18 protein-coding genes and 1 tRNA gene are annotated in these 19,724 nt (G+C 49.0%); 4 read left to right on the plus strand and 15 right to left on the minus strand.

Annotated features, from left to right (window positions below; genetic code table 11):
- Nucleotides 1–10: 10 nt before the first annotated feature.
- Entirely contained in the window at nucleotides 11–568 is a 558-nt protein-coding gene (locus tag NDI34_RS03510) for a glutathione S-transferase family protein (RefSeq protein WP_190426881.1), read from the plus strand.
- An 88-nt stretch (nucleotides 569–656) separates the two neighbouring features.
- Here the strand turns inward: NDI34_RS03510 and NDI34_RS03515 are convergent, their stop codons facing one another.
- The 3 genes from NDI34_RS03515 to NDI34_RS03525 all read right to left on the minus strand — a co-directional run bounded on the left by NDI34_RS03515 (nucleotide 657) and on the right by NDI34_RS03525 (nucleotide 2,709).
- Complete coding sequence (locus NDI34_RS03515; RefSeq protein ID WP_190413748.1) at nucleotides 657–794, minus strand: photosystem II reaction center protein K; 138 nt, start codon at nucleotides 792–794, stop codon at nucleotides 657–659.
- 238 nt (nucleotides 795–1,032) lie between these two features.
- Nucleotides 1,033–2,145, minus strand: a complete 1,113-nt coding sequence (gene tgt / locus NDI34_RS03520; RefSeq protein WP_348231864.1) for a tRNA guanosine(34) transglycosylase Tgt — start codon at nucleotides 2,143–2,145, stop codon at nucleotides 1,033–1,035.
- Between the two features lie 114 nt (nucleotides 2,146–2,259).
- Entirely contained in the window at nucleotides 2,260–2,709 is a 450-nt protein-coding gene (locus NDI34_RS03525; protein WP_190432259.1) for a hypothetical protein, read from the minus strand.
- A gap of 321 nt (nucleotides 2,710–3,030) precedes the next feature.
- Between NDI34_RS03525 and cobS the strand changes: the two genes are divergently transcribed.
- Nucleotides 3,031–3,834, plus strand: coding sequence for an adenosylcobinamide-GDP ribazoletransferase (gene cobS / locus NDI34_RS03530; protein WP_348231865.1), 804 nt, complete (start codon nucleotides 3,031–3,033; stop codon nucleotides 3,832–3,834).
- Nucleotides 3,835–4,085: 251 nt separating this feature from the next.
- On the opposite strand, the gene NDI34_RS03535 is transcribed toward cobS, so the two are convergent.
- Both NDI34_RS03535 and NDI34_RS03540 read right to left on the minus strand, forming a co-directional pair.
- Nucleotides 4,086–4,157, minus strand: a tRNA-Gly gene (locus tag NDI34_RS03535).
- Between the two features lie 116 nt (nucleotides 4,158–4,273).
- Nucleotides 4,274–5,932 (minus strand): DUF1565 domain-containing protein, encoded by a 1,659-nt coding sequence (locus tag NDI34_RS03540; protein ID WP_348231866.1) that lies wholly within the window; start codon nucleotides 5,930–5,932, stop codon nucleotides 4,274–4,276.
- 406 nt (nucleotides 5,933–6,338) lie between these two features.
- Here NDI34_RS03540 and NDI34_RS03545 point away from each other — a divergent pair, with 406 nt between their 5' ends.
- The gene (locus NDI34_RS03545) at nucleotides 6,339–6,893 is read left to right on the plus strand and encodes an alpha/beta hydrolase (RefSeq protein WP_348231867.1); all 555 of its coding nucleotides are present in this window, start codon (nucleotides 6,339–6,341) and stop codon (nucleotides 6,891–6,893) included.
- Between the two features lie 61 nt (nucleotides 6,894–6,954).
- On the opposite strand, the gene NDI34_RS03550 is transcribed toward NDI34_RS03545, so the two are convergent.
- The 8 genes from NDI34_RS03550 to NDI34_RS03585 form a co-directional block, all read right to left on the minus strand.
- Nucleotides 6,955–7,161 (minus strand): hypothetical protein, encoded by a 207-nt coding sequence (locus NDI34_RS03550; protein ID WP_348231868.1) that lies wholly within the window; start codon nucleotides 7,159–7,161, stop codon nucleotides 6,955–6,957.
- A gap of 337 nt (nucleotides 7,162–7,498) precedes the next feature.
- On the minus strand, nucleotides 7,499–8,164 hold the full coding sequence (locus tag NDI34_RS03555; protein ID WP_190673926.1) for a low-complexity tail membrane protein: 666 nt from the start codon (nucleotides 8,162–8,164) through the stop codon (nucleotides 7,499–7,501).
- A gap of 112 nt (nucleotides 8,165–8,276) precedes the next feature.
- Nucleotides 8,277–11,339, minus strand: coding sequence for a translation initiation factor IF-2 (infB, locus tag NDI34_RS03560; RefSeq protein WP_190413340.1), 3,063 nt, complete (start codon nucleotides 11,337–11,339; stop codon nucleotides 8,277–8,279).
- 275 nt (nucleotides 11,340–11,614) lie between these two features.
- Entirely contained in the window at nucleotides 11,615–11,959 is a 345-nt protein-coding gene (locus NDI34_RS03565) for a YlxR family protein (RefSeq protein WP_190427456.1), read from the minus strand.
- Between the two features lie 49 nt (nucleotides 11,960–12,008).
- Nucleotides 12,009–13,337 carry a transcription termination factor NusA gene (nusA, locus tag NDI34_RS03570; protein ID WP_190984523.1) on the minus strand — a complete coding sequence of 443 codons (1,329 nt, stop codon included), beginning with the start codon at nucleotides 13,335–13,337 and terminating at the stop codon, nucleotides 12,009–12,011.
- Nucleotides 13,338–13,455: 118 nt separating this feature from the next.
- Nucleotides 13,456–13,917 carry a ribosome maturation factor RimP gene (gene rimP / locus NDI34_RS03575; protein ID WP_190413346.1) on the minus strand — a complete coding sequence of 154 codons (462 nt, stop codon included), beginning with the start codon at nucleotides 13,915–13,917 and terminating at the stop codon, nucleotides 13,456–13,458.
- A gap of 107 nt (nucleotides 13,918–14,024) precedes the next feature.
- Nucleotides 14,025–14,243 (minus strand): hypothetical protein, encoded by a 219-nt coding sequence (locus tag NDI34_RS03580; protein ID WP_190413348.1) that lies wholly within the window; start codon nucleotides 14,241–14,243, stop codon nucleotides 14,025–14,027.
- Nucleotides 14,244–14,533: 290 nt separating this feature from the next.
- Complete coding sequence (locus tag NDI34_RS03585) at nucleotides 14,534–15,949, minus strand: hypothetical protein (RefSeq protein ID WP_348231869.1); 1,416 nt, start codon at nucleotides 15,947–15,949, stop codon at nucleotides 14,534–14,536.
- Between the two features lie 384 nt (nucleotides 15,950–16,333).
- Here NDI34_RS03585 and NDI34_RS03590 point away from each other — a divergent pair, with 384 nt between their 5' ends.
- The gene (locus tag NDI34_RS03590; RefSeq protein WP_348231871.1) at nucleotides 16,334–17,035 is read left to right on the plus strand and encodes a peptidoglycan-binding domain-containing protein; all 702 of its coding nucleotides are present in this window, start codon (nucleotides 16,334–16,336) and stop codon (nucleotides 17,033–17,035) included.
- Between the two features lie 163 nt (nucleotides 17,036–17,198).
- Here NDI34_RS03590 and NDI34_RS03595 read toward each other — a convergent pair whose 3' ends face one another.
- Together NDI34_RS03595 and NDI34_RS03600 are read right to left on the minus strand one after the other, a co-directional pair.
- A complete protein-coding gene (locus tag NDI34_RS03595) occupies nucleotides 17,199–18,089 on the minus strand; it encodes a hypothetical protein (protein WP_348231872.1) in 891 nt (296 codons plus the stop codon).
- A gap of 177 nt (nucleotides 18,090–18,266) precedes the next feature.
- Nucleotides 18,267–19,658, minus strand: coding sequence for a malic enzyme-like NAD(P)-binding protein (locus NDI34_RS03600; protein ID WP_348231873.1), 1,392 nt, complete (start codon nucleotides 19,656–19,658; stop codon nucleotides 18,267–18,269).
- Nucleotides 19,659–19,724 lie beyond the last annotated feature (66 nt).

A 19,724-nucleotide genomic window follows, 5' to 3' on the forward strand; every position in this document is an offset into this window, starting at 1 on the left:
GATATCTGCGATGTTGAAACTGTATGGCGGTGCCCGTAGTCGGGCATCCATTGTTAAGTGGTATCTTGAAGAGTTGGGCGTTCCTTACGAATTCGTCCAGCTCGATATGCAGGCAGGCGCTCATCTCCAACCAGAGTTTCTGGCAATTAACCCGATCGGAAAAGTCCCGGCAATTGTTGATGGAGATTTTAAACTCTGGGAGTCAGGGGCGATTCTGCTGTATCTCGCCCAAAAGTACGGCAAGATGCCAGCCACTCTGGAGGAACAAGCACAAACCACCCAATGGGTAATATTTGGCAATGCCACTTTGGGACCAGGGATTTTTGTGGAAGCAAGCCGGGAACGCGAAACGCCTAAGTTGCTGACACCGCTGAATGAAATTTTGGCAGGGCAACCATTTTTATTAGGCGAGGAATTAACGGTCGTCGATGTAGCAGTAGGGTCGATTCTGGCTTATATACCCATGATGCTGAAGCTCGACCTGAGCGAATATCCAGCAGTTGTTACCTATATCCAGCGACTCTCGGAACGTCCTGCCTTTCAGAAAGCAATGGGATCGCAGGGTTAAAAAAGTTTTAGGGATCGGCCTTGTGCCTACCCTGAATCATAAAAGGGCACCCATGTGGGTGCCCTTTCAATTTTTTGGCAGTTCAGGTTTAGCGGAAACCCACAGATGCTTGCCAAACGAAAGCCAACAACAAGAAGAACACGGGGATGATCGGGAGAACGTCTACCAGGGGGTCAAAGAAGGAATAAGCTTCCGGCAGTTTTGCCAACAGCAGTGCTGCTTCCATATTTAAAATCCACCTTTCCAACACAGTTTTAAGAATTGACAAGTATCTTAACATGACTCGGCTGTTAGCTGGACGCGATTTCAGCCTACATGGAAAATTTACTTTTACTAAACGGTGGCGATCGCTCTTGACGATCCTCGACCGCTAAAATTCCCCAAAATTGCGATCGCTATCTCTAAAAAAGCCAACTCGCTCCGAAAAACGTTTACGCTCATGCTTAAAGTTTTTTAATTTTTAATTATTCTGTTGGAGTGTCTAGCCAGTGACCAAATTCCGTGACAAACCGATCGCCTAAAATTGCTTCCCGGATTCGTTGGGTAAACCGAATCAATTCAGTAATGTTGTGAATTGAGAGTAAGGTGTAACCGAGGATTTCTCGCGTTCGCACTAAATGACACAAGTAAGCGCGACTGAAGTTCTGGCAGGTGTAGCAAGGACAACTCGCATCCAGGGAACTGAAATCTTCTCTGTACTGAGCGTTTTTCAAATTCCAGCGTTCTCCCTGTACCATCACAGTACCGTGACGCGCCCAGCGAGTGGGTATCACACAGTCAAATAAATCGATACCCGCAGCGATCGCTTGTGCCATTTCTCGATAAGTGCCCACACCCATCAGGTAACGAGGCTTTTCGGCGGGTAACACTGGCGCAGTCGCCCGCACAATCTGGTGAATCAGTTCCGCCGGTTCTCCCACGCTGACGCCGCCAATCGCGTATCCTGGCAAATTTAACTCCGCTAATGACTCAGCAGCCGCAACTCGCAAATCCAGGTAAACGCCACCTTGAACAATCCCAAACAAAGCTTGCTCATTCGGACGTTGGTTAGCATTTATACATCGTTCCAGCCACCGATAAGTCCGCTCTGTTGCCGCCATGACTTCTGAGCGCTCCGCTGGATAAGGCGGACACTCATCAAATGCCATAATGACATCTGCTCCCAGTTCGTTCTGAATTTGGATTGACCGCTCCGGCGTTAGATGAATCATCCGCCCATCGCGGGGAGAGCGAAAAGTTACACCCTCTTCAGTAATTTTCCGCAACTCGCTCAAGCTAAACACCTGGAAGCCGCCAGAATCTGTCAGCATCGGCTTCTTCCAGCCCATAAAGCGGTGCAGCCCACCTGCACCCGCCACACTTGCTTCTCCAGGTTGCAAGTGGAGGTGAAAGGTATTCGCCAAAACCATTTGGGCACCCGTTGCCTCCAGCTGATCGATTGTCACAGATTTGACAGTCGCCAGCGTCCCTACCGGCATAAACTTAGGTGTTTCTACTAAGCCATGTGGTGTCAAAAAAGTCCCGGCTCGTGCCTGCGTATGGCGACAACGCGCCTGACATTGAAACGAAAATCCCACTTACTTTAGCTGCGAGTCCTACTAACAATAGTCTTTAGTCTTTAGTTTTTAGATGATTAGTCGATTTTTATTGACTAATGACTGATGACTAACGACTTCCTAACTAAAGATTACTTAGAATAAGCAATCGTCGTCGTCAAGTTGGACATCCCACTTAGCAGACAGAACTTGTGTCACCATTGCTTCTAAAGCAGCGGCGTTAATGATCGGCGTGCTTTGCTCTTGGAGTGGGCTAGAAAGTGGTATCAAACGTAACTGACGATGATCTTGAATCAAGTCAAAATAAGATTCCTGTTCGCTCGACTGGTGCAGTTGCAGATAATCAAAACTATGGACGTTAAGATAGATTGCCTGGTTAGCAATCATCGTAGACCGCTGTGGTTCAGCAAATACGTCCAGTACGCATCCTTCGCCCTCGCTCTGAACTTTGCCATCGAGGGTGTGGATGTAGCGAACGCGACCTAGATCGGTCAACAGTCGTCGCATATCTTGTTTATTAACAATAATGCCGCTGTCAATAATACATGGAGCCGGTAAGTGGGGCGGAGATTGGTCATAAGTCATGGGAACAGCCTCTGGTTCAAACAAGCCCGATCTTGCCTGGTCGCTGCGTAGATGCAACAGAATAATGCGATATACACTACTTAGGGAAGTAGGTAGCTTTCGTAACCTAATGGTATACGCGCTTTGGGCAAGAATCCGAATCCTTACGGCATACGCATTCGACGGTTATGGCGAACGCGAACACTCAGCAAAGCGCGAGGAGCCTAACGGCATACGCCTATGGCAATCGGAACTGCTACGAGACAATCTTAGCCCAACATTTCTCCCCTGTTCATACGCTAATCTGCTGAATTTGTTATCGAAAAGTCATTAAGTTTGTTTGTGGTGCAAATTTTCTCATTTTGGAAAGGATTTCTGGGTGCGATCGCGTTTTACACCTGTATTCCGATTCCATCTGGATGGACATTAGAATTTCGCGGCATTGCGCGTTGGGCACCTTTGGTGGGTTTATTTATTGGAGGGTTACTCGCTCTTCTGGATACTTGTTTTCAACTGCTGGGTGTCCCAATGCTGACTTGCTCTGCAATGGTCGTTGTTGCTTGGATTGCCCTCACCGGGGGTCTGCATCTGGATGGGGCTATGGATACAGCAGATGGACTGGCAGTGCAGGATTTTTCTTCGGACAAGCTACGCGAACGGCAGCGGCGTTTAAAGGTGATGGCAGATAGCGTCACGGGTGCGTTTGGGGCGATGGCAGCGATCGCGCTGCTGTTATTAAAAACATCTGCTCTGAGTGATTTAGAATCTTATCGGTGGTCGGCGCTAATGGTAGCGGCTGGATGGGGGCGCTGGGGACAAGTGGTAGCGATCGCTTGCTATCCTTACCTCAAAGCGGAGGGTAAAGGTGCCTTCCATAAAGAATCCATTCGGACGCCTCAAGACATCCTGCTGGGATTGCTGGTGCTATTTGCCCTGATGGGATTACAGATCGTCCTATCGCCGACTCGGTGGCCCGCAGCGGTGGGAACAGCCGCCGCAGGATGCGCGATCGCGTTTTTAACAGGAGTCTGGTTTCACCGCCAGCTAGGCGGTCATACCGGCGATACCTACGGGGCAGTTGTAGAGTGGACAGAAGCTTTGTTATTGTGCGCGATCGCTAGCCTCTACTCTCACTTTTCGCCCTAGGTCTCTGTAGCAACTTGCCAACCCTCACATAGAAATTCCAATTTCAGCCAACCGCGTCACAAAGCTTGAATCCAAATTGAGGTTTTTTCGAGATTCCAAGTAGCCTTGTAAAAATTCCTGCCACTGCCTCAACTGCCCAAGCCACTGTAAATCGTTTCGTCAGATTGGATGATTTAGCCTTAACCACATCCCTAATTGTCAAAGCGACATTCATCTTCAACGATGACATTTAATAAGTGACTGTCTAGGAAAGCGGGTAATCGGACTCGAACCGACGACATTCACCTTGGGAAGGTGACGTTCTACCACTGAACTATACCCGCATTTCAGGTTAACCATCAGCAGACTGCGGAAACCTAACTTCTATTATACGACTTCTAGAGCGCCAGCATCCAGTAGTTGGAAAACTGGCGCGATACATCTTAGCGTTGAGTCGTGATTATGGAGCCTGGACTAGATAAGGTGAAGGAATCGCCTGAGCACGACCGGCATTCACCAGCGCCTGGTAGACAAAAGCGGCGACTTCAGCCCTAGTGGCGTCACGGCTGGGATTGAGCTGAGTCAGCGTCGGATAATTCACCACCAGCTGTTTCTGAGTTGCGCCAGCGATCGCTGTGCTGGCCCAGCTAGGAATCTGGGTGGCATCGTTGTAAACAGACAGCACATTTGTATCCTCAGAGCGCAACTTCAAACCACTCGCTAAAGAAACTAAAACCTGCACTCTGGGAATGCGCTGTTCGGCTCTAAAAACTTGACCCGGATACCCAGACAAAAAGCCTCCCCGGTAAGCGCTTTGAATCGCTTGATAAGCCCAATAATTAGTTTTGACATCGACAAAATTAATCCCAGGCTGTATCTGTGCTGGTGAAAAAGCCTTGTTGATAATCGCGGCAAACTGAGCGCGGGTGACAGGTTCGTTGGGGCGGAAAGTCCCATCAGGGAAACCAGCAATTACATCTTTAGCAACTAAAGCTTCGATATAGGCTTGCGCCCAGTTCCCTTGAACATCGGCAAAACCACCGCTAGGTATCGACGTCGCCACAAAATCCACGCGCCCGGAAATCTTCTTAGAATCAATATCGTTGCCGACCGCGATGATAGTATTCGTGCGCGTTAGGTTGGCAACATCGAAACGAACATTGTTGCGAATCCGATTTTGCCCAGGATTCTCTTGAGTCCCTAAATTGGGCTGGGCATCTCCGCTTGCTACGACTCCATACCGCGTGTTTGCCTCAATAATGTTGTTACGCAGGACTGGGGCAGCGGAGTTGGAGGCGACGATTCCATCAACGTTTTGGACAATACGGTTGTCTGCGAGCAAAGGCGATGCCGTCTCAGTTAAAACAATACCATTCCCCGTCTCTTGAAACAGATTGTTGCGGACTTCTCCTTGCGCTGTCTTAGCGACTGAAATGCCATTCCCCTTATTTCTGGTAAAGACGTTGCTTTCAATTTTGGGGGTAGCTGTCCCGGTGACGAAAACTCCTTCCCGGTCATTGCTCGAAAAGGTGTTGTTGCTGACTGTTGCATTGGTAGATTCAATCCACAGTCCAGTTCCCCGACGATTCGGGTTAGTGATGGTCAATCCTCTGACTTCACTGTCTTTCTCTGCTCGTATTGCAATGTTCTGACCGGAAAAGGTAGGACTAACATAGCCGCCGCCGCCAATAATCGCTACAGTCTGCCCTTTGCTTTGCTCGTCGCCGCGCAGAATGACGCCTTGTTTGACCAGGAGGGGGAAAACTTCACCCGTGTCAGCCGTGTAGGAACCTGGAGCTAATTGTACGACTGTGCCAGAGCGGGCTTGCTGGAGGGCGTAGGTGATAGTGCGATAGGGTGTGTTTTCACTGGTGCCAGCACTGGCAGTATCGTTGCCCGTGGATTGGTTGACGTAGACAACGTTCGCGCTTGCAGGAAGTTGAGCTATCTGCGTTGATGGCGGGGTAAGGGCAGCCGCAGGAAGTGCCATGACCCCGCCAGACCAAAGTAATAAAGCGCTTAGCAGGGACGCCCGGACGGGTACGACACCAGCGAAACGTTTGGCGAAACGGATGCTAGAAGAATGGGAGAAACGATCGGGAAAACCCTGGGGTGTCATACGTTTGATGCTTTTGATGTGCATTATTAACTGTACGATTTAGTAACTTAGAGACTCACCAATTGGGATATTTTTTTACGCTGGAAGCTATACATACTTGGTGTATGCACTTGCGTCGCTAATATTAATATTCACAATTACGTTTGATGACAAGTTGCGAATATTATCAGTTCCCAACATGGCAACTTGCCCCTGCAAAGAAAATTCAGGCGATGTAAACCCTGAAATGCTCATAGGGCTGAGGTTTTATAAATTTAAGAGCGTTTTGGCTTAGGCTAATCCAGGCGAGAGGGATGATTCAAAAGCAGTTGTTACTTGAGCAGGAGGATGCAACCCATCGGCATCCAGTATCGTCAAAGTAGAGATAGCACAGTTGTGCTATTTCTAAGCTGTTTTCAGGTTCCTTATGCGCTCTCTACTGCTGCGATCGCTACCTTTCGTGTTCTCTTTAGCCGCCGCTACGGGTATTTTGTTTAGCCCCTCTCGTGCGGATGCTGCCAATACAGTCGTGCTGAAGTACCGCTTTCTAAGGGAATCGGTATCTGTTCCCGAACTCACAACTTTTGCTGAAACGGGTGAAATTTCGCCAGCGCTACGTGCTTATTTGGCTATGGCAGGAAGAAAACCTGAGGATTTGCGAAAAACCCTAACGCAAGAAGTTAAGGTGAATGCCCTCATTTTAGATCGGGTACTCAATAACCAGATTGGGGAATTAGTCTTGGGTCAAGTCAGTGACGTGGTTCATACTCCCGGAAATGGCGCAAACATTCAGTCTTTGCGAGGAGCTGTGATGAGTTCAGCGCTTCCAGACAATCAGATTACCTTGATTGAAATTTTAGAAAATTACCCAACCTCAGAAGTTCATGTGGAGGGCGATCGCCTTGCTGAGGTTTTTGGCAAACTCAAGCGATTGGGACAGGGATTGCCCAATCTAAGTGATTTAATCAGGCTTGGTCAGTAGCGGTTGGTCATCAGTCATTCGTTCCTCACTACTAAACGAATGACTGATGCCAAATGAATGACTAATAAGCAAGGGTTTCTAGAGTTTCGCGCAGATATCGGCGAACCCGATAATCAAGATTGAACTCCTGAAGGCGGTCGTTATCCAACGGGTGTTCTATTTCCCAGCGCTGAAACCCAGAACTGGATGCGATCGCTTGCTTGAGGCTTTCCCAGATTTTGGTATTACCGGGGAATTGGCTGGTTGATGAAGCAGGAAACCTGATCATATGCACCTTAAATTAAGGGAACAAGGAGTTTTCAGCTATCAGCCTTCAGCAATTCTATTTTAGATTTTGATTTTAAATTGTGAATTTACAACCCACTCTAAAATCTAATCTCTAAATCTAATCTTTAAAATTGACTGCCCGCTGATGACTATTTAACAAATTTCTATGTCTATTCTTAGGATAACGCAGTTAGGTTGGCGGGATTTGTGCTGTCAGTAACATCTCGCTAGTCAACCAGCCAAAACTTTTTGGGGTACGCCAGTTGCTGAAAGCTTTTCTACATAGACACCCATGTGCTGAAAAACCAAGAACCTTGAAGAAAAATCTCTTTTTTAGATTAGTCGGAGGACGCTGGGGCTTCTATTCCTGCATTTATTAGTTCTACAGAGTTGGCTGATATCGCCGATGTCTCGGAAATTTCCGAAGGTAAGATTTGATTGACCTGTAGTCCCGGAATTGTAAATTGTTGCGGAATTTCTTCTGCTGAACAGGGTTGCGTAGCAGAAAATGCTGCTTCATTAGTCAAAAGGACTCGCGCCACGCTCAGTGGTATCTGCAAGAACAAATTGCTTGCCAGAAATGTCAATGCCGCTACTAGAAGTCCAGCGAACCGCCACTCCGGGGGAAGCGGTGTAACAGTTGCCACTAGCGGTGCTGCCTGATAGATTAGCCACAATACCCACAGCATGAAACCAGCTGCTAGAACGGCTACTAATTGGTTTGTAGGTGACTTGAACTGTGACAACAGGCGTCGCTGGTTAAGCGTCAGTTGACTTGGCTTCAGGGCCACTGCCAGGATGCTAAAAATGTTAAAAGGACGGCTCAACTGCATCCACAGTATGGGTGCAATACCTACAGTTGCAACCAAAAAAAGTTCCAACGACACCGGCAACACGGGATCGCCAACTGCCAAACCCAGCCAGCATAGTTCCAACCAAATGGGAACTGTCGCCAGACCAGCAAGATGAATCCACAAGAACGGTTCCAACCAAAAAGAGCGCATATTACAAGTAGTAAAAAGGCAAAAAGAAAAATAAAAGGCAAAAGTCAGAAGAAAGGCAAAGGAGATTATTTCCTTTTTTCTTTCTTTTGACTTCTGCCTTTTGACTTTTGCCTTAATTTGGCGAGAGAGTACGGCGCTTGCTTACCATTTGGTAGGCTTCGATAATGTCGCCTTCTACCCAGGCATTGAAACGATCGACTCCGATGCCGCATTCGTATCCAGCATTGACTTCCTTGGCATCTTCCTTCATCCGCTTGAGGGAATCTAAGACGCCATCATGAACTATCTGACTGTTGCGGCGTACCCGCACTCGGCAGTTACGAACCACTTTACCCGACAGCACATAGCAACCAGCGACGGAGCCACGACCGACTGGGAAGACAGCCCGGACTTCAACTTGACCCAGAGGCTCTTCCACCTGCTCCGGTTCTAGCAGACCTTCCATTGCGCCTTGAATATCATCTAACAGTTTGTAGATGATGTTGTATTCGCGCACATCGACTCCTGCTTGATCCGCTGCTTGCCGCGCACCACTGGCAAGGGTGGTATTAAATCCAACAATTACAGCGCCACTGGCAGCCGCTAAGTCAACGTCTGTCTCGGTGACTTCTCCAGGAGCCGCTAACAGCACCCGAACTTGTACCTCATTTTGTGGCAGCTGTCCGAGCGCGCCCAGAAGAGCTTCTACGGAACCTTGAACGTCTGCCTTCAGAATCAAGTTGAGTTCTTTGAGATCGCCTTCCTGCGCTTGAGCTGAGAGGGTATTCAAAGTGACTCGGCGGGATGCCATGACCTGTTGCAGGCGTGACTGGCGTTGCTCGTCGGCTCTGACACTTGCGATCGCGCGACCTTCTTTTTCGTTTGGATAGACCTCAAACTCATCGCCAGCCGCTGGGACATCACTCAAGCCCAACACTTCCACCGCGAACGATGGTGCCGCTGCCGTTACCCGATCTCCCCGGTCGTCGATCATCGCCCGGACTTTGCCCAATACTGAGCCAACTACCAGGACATCACCGACTCGCAATGTACCATTCTGCACCAGCAAAGTAGCAACTGGGCCTCTCGATTTATCTAGATTGGCTTCAATCACCGTACCCTTAGCTGCCCGGTCTGGATTAGCAGAGAGTTCTAAAACTTCCGCTTGGATCAAAATCATTTCCAGAAGGGTATCCAAGTTTTCCCCTTTGATGGCACTCACGGGAACCATGATGGTATCGCCGCCCCATTCTTCGGGTTGCAGACCGTACTGGGTCAACTCTTGCTTCACGCGGTCTTGCTGGGCATCCGGTTTATCAACTTTGTTGATCGCCACAACAATTGGCACCTCAGCGGCTTTCGCGTGGCTAATTGCTTCAATTGTCTGAGGTTGGACGCCATCATCGGCGGCAACTACCAGAATAGCGATGTCGGTGACTCGCGTTCCCCTCGCCCGCATTGCTGTAAAGGCTTCGTGACCGGGAGTGTCCAGGAACACAACTTGCTGAGTTTTTCCTTCATATTCCACATCCACATGGTAGGCACCAATGTGCTGAGTAATTCCCCCAGCTTCTCCCTGCGCTACCTTGGTTTTGCGGATGGAATCGAGCAGAGTTGTTTTCCCGTGGTCTACGTGACCCATAATCGTCACCACTGGCGGACGGCGTTGCAGGTGATCGAGGTCTTCCTCTGTCACCATCTCCGTTACTTTTGTCGCCGCAGCTTGTTCTTCTTGCGTCTCCACTTCTACGCCCAGTTCTTTCGCCACCATTGTGATGGTTGGGATATCTAGGGTTTGGGTGATATTGATCGCAAAGCCTTTAAAGAACAGAGTTTTGATAATCTCTGTTTCCTGAACTGCTAAGGCCGTAGCCAGTTCTTGAACGGTCATACTGCCCGTTAACACTAGATTTTCCGGACGTTCTGCTTTAGCAGCAGGTTCGCGACGGCGATCGCGATCGTTGCTTTGCCCTTCGCCGCGCTGCATTTGAGGCTTCCGCTTCTCTCTTTCCGCTGCCACCACGACTGGGCTGGCTGGACGAGCTTTCTGCTGCTTGGGAGGACGAGCTACAGATAGACTCACCTGTAATGCTGCTGGCAATTCCTCTAAATCCGTGTCAAAGTCTTCGTCATCATCAATGAGGGGTTGAACCCGACGCTTGGCTTTAGCACCTGCCTTGCCTGCTTTATCTGGGTTTTCTTCTTCCTCATCTTCCCACTCAGGTTTTCGCTTATTGGGACCAACGAGACGGGGGGGATTCGGTTTTCTTGCCTCTTCTCCCAGAGTATCGGGCGTTCCCAAACCTTCATCATTTTCGTCCCGTAGTAGCTTCGAGCGACTGGAACCAGGTTCTAGTTGCGTGTCACCAGCACCGCCTGGACGTCTACCAACAGGCATGGAAGGTCGCACCGGCCTTTGGGGAGGCGAGTGCAGTTCTGGAACTCGGGGTGGAGCCGGGGGGGCAGGTCGCTCCGTTCTGACGGGGGCAGGAGGAGCCGAGGCGTTAGTTCTTTCGGGTGCCCCGCTCGCTGGTCCTACTCTTTGGGGTGCGCTGACAGGCGAGCTAGTAGCTGTTTCTACCTTGGCACGTTTTAATACAGGCCGCTCCACATTACTTGGCGCAGGACGCTCCCCTGCTTGTCGCATGGGAGGTTCAACCAGATGGGGAGCTGGTTCAACAGCTTTCGGAGCTGGAATAGGAGGAGCCTCTACTGGGTCTACCTGTAGTTTTTCTGCTTCTACTACTTCTACTACAGGAGGATTATCCCGCTGGCTAGGACGCACTGGTTTATTCAGACTTGTCGGCTTCATGGGTGATGGCGTCTGCTGTCTTACTGGTGGTTGGGGAGGAATCGCGACCTGTTCTCCCGGCTGTTGTGGTGCGTTAGAACCAGACCCAGATTTATGCTGACGAATCTCCAGAATTTGCGGCTTGTTTTCTAGCCGGGGTCGCACCGATTGAGCGGCTGGCGGTGCTGTTTTACGTTGATCCATTGGAGCCCGCGCACGTGAAGCTGGTCGGGCTGCTGCCTGTTTTTCTGCCGCCGAGCGAATACTCTCCGCCTCCGATTCAGTTATTGTGCTGCTGTGGCTCTTGACTGCAATATTGAGCCGCTCACAAATTCCTAGAATATCCTTATTCTCCAAATCCAATTCCCGCGATAACTCGTAAATTCTTACTTTGCCGTTGTTCATCCAGTCTTTCCCCTCGAATCCTACCAGTTTTTACACCATAACCATCTGCTTGAACGACAACTTGTTGATCATTTGCTTACTGCCTAATGGGTGTGAAGCTTTAACTTGCTGCCTATACTTCTACTAATGATATCCAAGCTACTTATGGGAAGTCTGTTTATCACCAAGTAAATTCCCTATCCCTAAGGATAGTGAAACACTTCTATTTCTAATTTTGCACAAATCTTTACAATTTGGGGCACGTCGCTTTTTTTGGGCTTCTTTCCTACAATATCTCATTCGGACGGCTGTTTTAGGTCTGATGCGGATGGGAGGCAACGTTCTTGAGGGCTGGATTCGCTTCTTGACAAGGAGCGATCGCAGCCTTCAAGTTTAGTAGCTAGGCGCTGCCACAGGGTTTGGTACAGTGCTTCTGGAACAGGTACTTTGAGCACTCTGCCCAGCCTATTTTTTTTTTGAGCTGCTACCAGACAACTTTCTTGGGGACAAAGATAGGCAGATCGCCCCATCCCCCGATCTAATTGTAACTGCTGGGACGGATAGACTCTGACAATTCGCCAAAACGCCGATTTTGGCGCGACTTGGCGGCAACTCACACAACGGCGGTAGTTTGGTTCCATCTCAAGCAATGGGGAGTGTAGATTTTGGATTGAAGATTTAATCTCAAATCTAAACTTCCGTGGTTTCTACCTCATCTACCTCTACATCATCAAAATCATCACTGTCCTGCTGCCAGCTAGGAACGGCTGCGGATCTTTCCAGTTCTTCGAGTTCATCGTCTGCATCGTCATACTCAGCTTCCTCCTGGGCTTGCCGAGCGGCTGCGATCGCTGCCATGTTCCGAGATTCCGCTTCGTAATCGTACTTGGCAATATCTTTAATATCAATTTTCCAACCAGTCAGACGGGCTGCTAGACGGACATTCTGACCTTCTTTACCAATCGCCAAACTTAGTTGATCCTCCGCCACCAAAACATGAGCCTGACGAGCATCTGGGTTAATCAGACGCACCTCATCCACTCGTGCGGGCGAGAGAGCATTGGAAATATAAGTAGATGGGTCGGGCGACCAACGAATTACATCAATTTTTTCGCCACGTAATTCATTCACTACCACTTGAATCCGCGATCCTCTGGCACCAATACAAGCTCCGACGGGGTCCACATCGCGCTCCAGGGTATCGACCGCGATTTTAGTTCGCGGACCAACGTGACGAGACGGAGGATTTGCTTCCCGCGCCACTGCTACAATCCGCACCACCTCATCCTCAATCTCTGGGACTTCGTTGGCAAAGAGATAAACGACTAAACCTGCGGCAGCTCTAGACACTAGCAATTGTGGCCCCCGCGCTGGGCCTTCGCGTACTTTTTTGAGAAATACCTTGAAGGTTGCATTGGCACGGTAATTATCGTTGGGTAGCTGTTCCCGTTTCGGTAAGTCGGCTTCTACTTCTGGCTGACTAAACCCACTACTGACAGCTAAAATCACGGATTGCCGCTCAAATCTCAGTACCCGCGCCTGCAAAACGGTTCCTTCCAGTTCTTGGAACTCTTCTGCGACGAGTTTGCGCTGCTGATCTCGCAGTTTTTGCGATAGCACTTGCTTGGTCTGAATTGCTGCCATGCGACCGAACTCAGTTTGATCGGGGGTTACATCTAAAACCACCGTGTCGCCAATCGCTGCTTCAGGCGCGACTTTCTGCACTTCTTCTAGACCAATTTCATGATCGCCACTACTCACCTTTTCAACGATGGTCTTGGTCGCCAAAACGCGGAAGCCTTCTTCTCCTTCTTGTTCTAGGTCGAGTTCGACTTCAAAGTTTTGAAAGTACTCTTCATCAAAATGATGCTTGTCGAGGTTCTGGGTACGACGATATCGCTCGTATCCTTTCAATAAAGCTTCTCGTAGGGCTGCTTGTACGGCACTTTTGGGTAAATTGCGCTCTACACTAATTTTATCGATTAGCTCTTTAAGTCCGCGTAGACTAACCATTGACATAAAAAAACCTCGCTAATTGCTATTGGTAATTAGTAACTGGTAATTGGTAATCGGTCAGTGGTCAAGAGGCAACTTCCTTGCGAACCACTGAGGACTAACTACTAAGCTGACAGCTCAATTACCGTTTTTCATCCAGCTGCACTCGGCTGACCATTTGGCGGGGAATGGCGATCGCTCGACCTTTCTGGTTGAGGTAAACACCCTCTTCATCCCGACGAATCAGTTGCCCTGTCCACTCTTGCTGACCTTCGTAGGGTTCGGATGTGGTGACAATTACGGGAAATCCCTTGAAGGAGATGAATTCCCGATCTGTCGTCAACTGACGCGAAATACCGGGACTAGAAATTTCCAGGACATAGGCATCAGGAATGAAATCCGCTGCATCCAAAGCAGCCTCCAATGCCCGACTCATTCGTTCGCAGTCATCCAGCCCTGTGTCAGCGTTGCAATTCCGGATGTCCACGCGTAGCACGGGTGGGCGTTGGTTGGTGTGAAAAACCGCCCCGACTACTTCCAAGTCCAAGGCTTCTGCCACTGGCGCTGCTAAATCAATAATTTGTGGAATCAGGGGATGAGTCATTGGAAAACTCCAATAAAAAAAGTGGGTGCTGCCCCACTTCCTGCGAACACTATATTCCAAGAAGTCTCTGGACGAATCCTGATGGATTCGCCTTCCTAACTTTGAGTTTAACTCAAGCGGTATGCCAGTGGCGAGTCGTCAACCGAGCGCTGAGGGAAGATAAGAAAAAAGAGATAGGCACCGATGCTCGGTGCCTGAAGGGCTAGGAAAATTGGACTGAGGATTATTAACGTAGGCGCGTGCAAGCGCGGGATGAAGACTCTGTAGAAGAACAATTTTTCTTCTGGGTGGCGGCGCGATCGCGATCGGAAACTCTCTAGAAACATCTATGAAAGAATGCTAGAAATTGAGATTGGTAGAGAATGTCTGAAAAATTGGTTATGACACTCCTTATCTATCGGGAATTTGGCGTTTTTGCGACAATCTATCAAAATTTGTGGCAGGTAGTTTACTAAATAAATAATCCTTCCCAGATGCCAATACTACTGTTCAAACATCTTCGTATCCAAGCTCAACAGTCTCGGTCTTGTCCTAGCACAAGCCAAGACTAAATTTGAATCCTAAATAAGGAGTTCAAGTTAGAGATGGATATCAGCAATTGACATACAAATTCAAATTATTGCTTGACAATCTGACGGATCGCCCGTGTTTCTTCTAACACTTGCTCCAAATCTTGCTTGGACAAGCGTTGGACGTAGTTGAGTTTCATTTCCTCCAACATATCGAAAAGTAAAGATTGAATTTTCTGAGCAGTCTGCTGTCTTTGCACCTCCGATCCTAAGGCTTCAGTGAAGTGTTCTATCAGCTGTTTGGAAAGTTCTGCGCCAACCGGATCGTCTTCCAGAGAGGCGGTGAGGGTGTTGTAGGCTGCAAGAGAGATTTCTTTGACCAGTTTTTCAGTTATCTGCGTGGGGATGGTACCCACTCCAGGTACTTGCTGGAGTCCCCGATAGAAGGGAGATTGGCTGAGGATCTTTTCAATGTTGTGCTGTAGAATTGCCTCTAAATCTGGCTGAATTTTTGGTAACACTTGATTGACAGTTACTTTCATCAATAAGGTAGCGATCGCTTCCACTTCATTTACATTGTTGATGTCAACATAAGGACGAGCCTCCCGTCCTGATAACCACCGAGTCAGTTCTCCACCACGAATTGACCCTTGTAGCTGGTTGATTACCCGGATCACGATGACTTCTGCCAATTCTTCTGCAAAGTTTGCCGCAAATCCTCGGTTAATTTGCACTCGTATTGATTCTAAGTTTAATAATTGTGCTTGGTGTAGGCGCATGAAAACTGAAATGACGCGCAGCCACCGCCAAAAAGGTAGCAGCAAGAAAATATCATACCAGCGCCACATCATTGCTTCGAGCCAAGTGAGACTATGATGACGTCGGTGGATATAGTAGGTACGAAGCAGAAACTCAATGCCAAAGGGAATGATAAACCAGAGATCGATTTTCCAGAAGTAGTCAACGAAATTACCTGTTTCCCCAACTGGGCGAAAATAATTTCTTGCCATCAAAGGCTGAATTTCTTGGTTATAAAAGGTAATTTCTTTTTCCACGCCAGCTTGGGATAAATAAGGCAGACTCCAAAAGGTGCTAAAAGATTGTTTGGCAGAGACGTTGCCAACGCGCTGACGCATCCGATTTTTGATTTTTTCCAGAGTCCCTGTCTTATTCGCCTCTGCAAATGGGTTTGTCTCAATCATTTCCACACTTTGTTGGCGCAGTTCCTCCAGTAAAGTTGCCACCTCTGGCGACTGCAATCCTTCTGTCTGTTGCAGCTGTGCTTTGAGTTTTTCTACTGTCTCTAGGTACTGCTGGGTTTCTCGATGGGGTTCAATACCTTTGATGGGGTCATAGATTCGGGTAATGCTGCGAAATTCCCGCAGGTAGAAATCGCGCAGCGGAATGTAAGTTAAGTCGAACAGCGCTAAGCCCAAGTTAGCCACTGCCAAAAGTGCCATCACACGTTCAAACCACAAGTTCCGGCGGGATTGGGGAGTCTTTGCCAATTTTTGAGGTGACATGGAAAGGAAGATGAGGTAATTGGTAATCGGGAATTGGTAATGGAAAAAAAGGGAATGGCGAAAAAGCTGCTACCTACTACCTAGCTAGCATCCATCACAATTTTCAATTACCAATTATCAGCTTGACAGACCCTCTGAAGCTTCAGTCATATTTGATACCACTAATTGTTCACCAATTGCTGATGTTGCCTTCAAAATAGAAGGATTCTATTGGATATCAGCACGCTGAAAGGTCGAACCCGGTAGTGCACGCGACGCGATCGCGATTGGCGGTTGTAGCGATCGCTTGCGAAAAATAAACGGTAGAATGCCCAATTCAGCTTAAACTGTAACTGTTCAAATCGCTATCGCGCTTAATCAGTGAGTGAGTGAGGAGATTGAGCTATGTGGAATAGGTTTGGAATGCCTTTAGCTGCGGTGATAACCATAACCGCCAGCTTAGTTAGTTATCAAGTAGCTATAGCCGAACGCAGCCGCGATTACACGCCAAGGGAATTTCGTTCCTTGTTGCGCGGCTTTGGGTATAACGTCACGATTGGAGATACTCTGACGGATGAAGCCACGATAAGGGCTATCCGCGAGTTTCAGCAGGGATATAAGCTAACACCTGTTGATGCTACAGCGGGGCCGAAGACACAGGATTATGCCGCAAATATCGTTAGAATTCTTCAGGCAAACTTGAATCTTGTCGTTAAGCCAAATCCGCCCCTTCCCCGTAACCAGTTTTATGGTCCGCGCACTGAAGATGCTATCAGGCAGTTTCAGAGACAATTTAATTTGCCGGTAACTGGCATTGCTACGTTACCAGTTCGTCAGAGACTCGACCAAGAAGCAAGAAGAATCCTCGGATTTGAACAGCAATCGCCAGCGCCAGCGACAACACCAACACCCCAATCAGCGCCAGAACCAACACTAGCGCCATCGCCATCACCGAGTCCCGCGCCAACGCCCCGCGCCACCCCAACGCCGAGTCCGAGTCCATCGCCATCCCCAAGACCGGCTCCGAGTCCTAGCCCATCGCCAAGACCAACGCCGAGTCCGAGTCCATCCCCGGCTCCCAGCCCAAGTCCATCGCCTTCAAGCTGATAAATCTTTAAGGTGCTGTGGGTCTAAATCGCATAGCGATCGCGCTGAGTTGGGAATAGATAATGGATCGCTAGTGAGCAGTCATTATTTAAACGGTTAATGACTGCTCACTACTGACAATTATCCAGACTCAACTTCTGGGAAAATTCAATCTCAGGGCAGCTTAAGACTTTGCATTCTCTGGGATCGGTCTGCCCTTTGGCTCTGGGGGTAAAATTGGGGGACGTTCGTAGGGCATGGGAATGTACTGCACACTTGGACGTCCTCCTTGGGGCTGCGGATAGAAATCCATCAAGTTATAGATTGACATCGGCAGCCCTACCGTGATCGGCATACCGAGTTCTGTAGCTTCCTCGACTGTAATCGGATAGTCATGGGTGACGCGCCCTGTAGTGATAGCGTCCACAATCCGTTCGATGTTTTCGGGAGCAATTTTCGGTTGGGGAATATTGTCTTTCAAGAGGGTTCGGACAAAGCGCTGCACCTGATCCATCGCTTTGCGCGAGAGGTCTGCCATGATGATCGTGTTGTCGTCGATTTCGCTAATTGGCTTCTGTTCGATGACTTTGAGGACACTCGCCGCTGCCATATTTCCCAACTGGGGATCGACTGGACCTAAGACAGCGTTGGCATCCATGACGATTTCATCAGATGCTAAAGCTAACATGGTGCCGCCACTCATGGCGTAGTGGGGTACAAACACGGTGACTTTGGAAGGGTGGCGAATTAACGCTCGAGCAATCTGCTCGGTTGCTAGCACCAAACCACCTGGGGTATGCAAGATTAGATCGATGGGAACTTCGGGAGGTGTGAGGCGAATTGCCCGTAGCACCTGTTCTGAATCTTCAATGCTAATGTAGCGCGAGATGGGAATTCCTAAGAAACTAATCGATTCTTGCCGGTGAATTAGCAAAATCACTCGACTATTGCGCGATCGCTCGAAATTCCGCAAGGCTTGCACTCGCTGAAAAGCCAAGCGGCGTTGTTGGAAGGCGGGCAAGATCGAGCTGACAGCCAGAAATACCCAGAAGAGGTCAAAGAAACTAAAGCTCATTATTCCCTAGCAAGAACGCAGTATTCCCCCTTATTCTTCCAATATCTAGAAAATTGAAACTCTATCTGTAGAGCAAACTATTTCAAAGATGAAAATGGGGAGTCGATTGTTGGTCGCTTCCCCGCTTTCCAGTTCCAGACGCGATAGATTGCGCCTGGAACCAGCTGCTTTTCTCGCTTAATGGCGGGCGATGCCCTCTTGACGGGCGGCGGCTTGCACGGCACCAGCGACGGCATTGACAACGCGCGGGTCGAACACAGAGGGAATGATGTTTTCCCGGTCGAGGTCGGAGGGTTTGACTAAAGAAGCGATCGCGTAAGCGGCTTCTAGATACATCGTGGTGGTAATGGTCTGTGCACGACAATCGAGCGCCCCGCGAAAAACGCCAGGGAAGGCGAGGACGTTGTTAATTTGATTCGGGTAGTCGCTGCGTCCGGTTGCCATGACCGCGACATCTTCTGTGACTAATTCCGGCTGAATTTCAGGAATAGGATTCGCCATTGCAAAGACAATCGGATCTTTTGCCATCGAACGCACCATTTCCGGCGTTACAACTCCAGGCGCACTGACGCCTAAAAAGACATCCGATCCCTGCATCGCATCTGCCAAGTTACCGCTGGCTTCGACAGCAAATTCTTGCTTTTCCGGGGTGAGGTCGGTACGTTGGCTGGAGAGAATGCCTTTGGAATCGCACATCCAGATGGATTGTGCGCCCGCTTTCTTGAGCAAACGAGCGATCGCTACCCCAGCAGCACCCGCCCCATTAATCACAATTCGGACATCCGCTAAGGATTTTTTCACTAACTTGAGGGCGTTAATCAATGCGGCAAGGCTAACAATTGCGGTGCCATGTTGATCGTCGTGAAACACCGGAATATCGAGTTCCTGCCGCAGTCGCGCTTCAATCTCGAAACAACGAGGGGCAGCAATATCTTCCAGGTTAACGCCGCCGAAGACTGGGGCAAGATTTTTTACCGTGCGGATAATTTCATCCGTGTCTTGGGTATCCAGGCAAATCGGAAAGGCATCAATCCCGGCAAATTCTTTAAACAACATCGCTTTGCCTTCCATTACCGGCAACGATGCGGCTGCGCCCAAGTTGCCCAATCCCAGTACGGCGCTACCATCGGTAACAATCGCAACCGTGTTTTGTTTAATCGTGAGAGTGTGAACCTGTTCCGGGTCAGATGCGATCGCCATACAGATGCGACCGACGCCGGGAGTGTAAGCCATTGCTAAATCGGCTTGACTTTTCAGCGGAATCTTACTCTGCATCGCGATTTTGCCGCCGCGGTGCAAGTTAAAGGTGCAATCGTAGACATCGATTACCTTGACATCTGGCAATCCTTTCACGGCTTGCACAATTTGTTCGGTGTGTTCCGTGCTGGCAGCATCGACGGTGATTTCTCGCACCACGATATTGCGAGTCCGCTCGATTAAACTAATTTGACCGATGTTACCGCCGACACTAGCGATCGCGGTGGTGATGCTTGCTAACATCCCAGTGCGATTGGGAATCTGGAGGCGAATCGTTAAACTGAAGCTAGAGTTGGGTGTTAGGTTGACCATGCTGACTAAGGATTTTAGATTTAAGATGATAGATTTTGGATTGGGAATCTAAAATCCTTTCCTCCA

Source organism: Trichocoleus sp. DQ-U1 (assembly GCF_039961925.1).
Taxonomy (GTDB): domain Bacteria; phylum Cyanobacteriota; class Cyanobacteriia; order Cyanobacteriales; family FACHB-T130; genus FACHB-T130.

Coding starts and splice junctions, on each gene's coding strand:
- nusA (WP_190984523.1), bottom strand. CDS start 13,337: ATGTCAATGGTTAGTCTACGCGGACTTAAAGAGCTAATCGATAAAATT.
- NDI34_RS03590 (WP_348231871.1), top strand. CDS start 16,334: ATGTGGAATAGGTTTGGAATGCCTTTAGCTGCGGTGATAACCATAACC.
- NDI34_RS03555 (WP_190673926.1), bottom strand. CDS start 8,164: ATGCGCTCTTTTTGGTTGGAACCGTTCTTGTGGATTCATCTTGCTGGT.
- NDI34_RS03515 (WP_190413748.1), bottom strand. CDS start 794: ATGGAAGCAGCACTGCTGTTGGCAAAACTGCCGGAAGCTTATTCCTTC.
- NDI34_RS03540 (WP_348231866.1), bottom strand. CDS start 5,932: ATGACACCCCAGGGTTTTCCCGATCGTTTCTCCCATTCTTCTAGCATC.
- NDI34_RS03565 (WP_190427456.1), bottom strand. CDS start 11,959: ATGGAACCAAACTACCGCCGTTGTGTGAGTTGCCGCCAAGTCGCGCCA.
- NDI34_RS03595 (WP_348231872.1), bottom strand. CDS start 18,089: ATGAGCTTTAGTTTCTTTGACCTCTTCTGGGTATTTCTGGCTGTCAGC.
- NDI34_RS03580 (WP_190413348.1), bottom strand. CDS start 14,243: ATGTTTCTAGAGAGTTTCCGATCGCGATCGCGCCGCCACCCAGAAGAA.
- NDI34_RS03510 (WP_190426881.1), top strand. CDS start 11: ATGTTGAAACTGTATGGCGGTGCCCGTAGTCGGGCATCCATTGTTAAG.
- NDI34_RS03525 (WP_190432259.1), bottom strand. CDS start 2,709: ATGACTTATGACCAATCTCCGCCCCACTTACCGGCTCCATGTATTATT.
- NDI34_RS03585 (WP_348231869.1), bottom strand. CDS start 15,949: ATGTCACCTCAAAAATTGGCAAAGACTCCCCAATCCCGCCGGAACTTG.
- NDI34_RS03545 (WP_348231867.1), top strand. CDS start 6,339: ATGCGCTCTCTACTGCTGCGATCGCTACCTTTCGTGTTCTCTTTAGCC.
- rimP (WP_190413346.1), bottom strand. CDS start 13,917: ATGACTCATCCCCTGATTCCACAAATTATTGATTTAGCAGCGCCAGTG.
- infB (WP_190413340.1), bottom strand. CDS start 11,339: ATGAACAACGGCAAAGTAAGAATTTACGAGTTATCGCGGGAATTGGAT.
- NDI34_RS03600 (WP_348231873.1), bottom strand. CDS start 19,658: ATGGTCAACCTAACACCCAACTCTAGCTTCAGTTTAACGATTCGCCTC.
- NDI34_RS03550 (WP_348231868.1), bottom strand. CDS start 7,161: ATGATCAGGTTTCCTGCTTCATCAACCAGCCAATTCCCCGGTAATACC.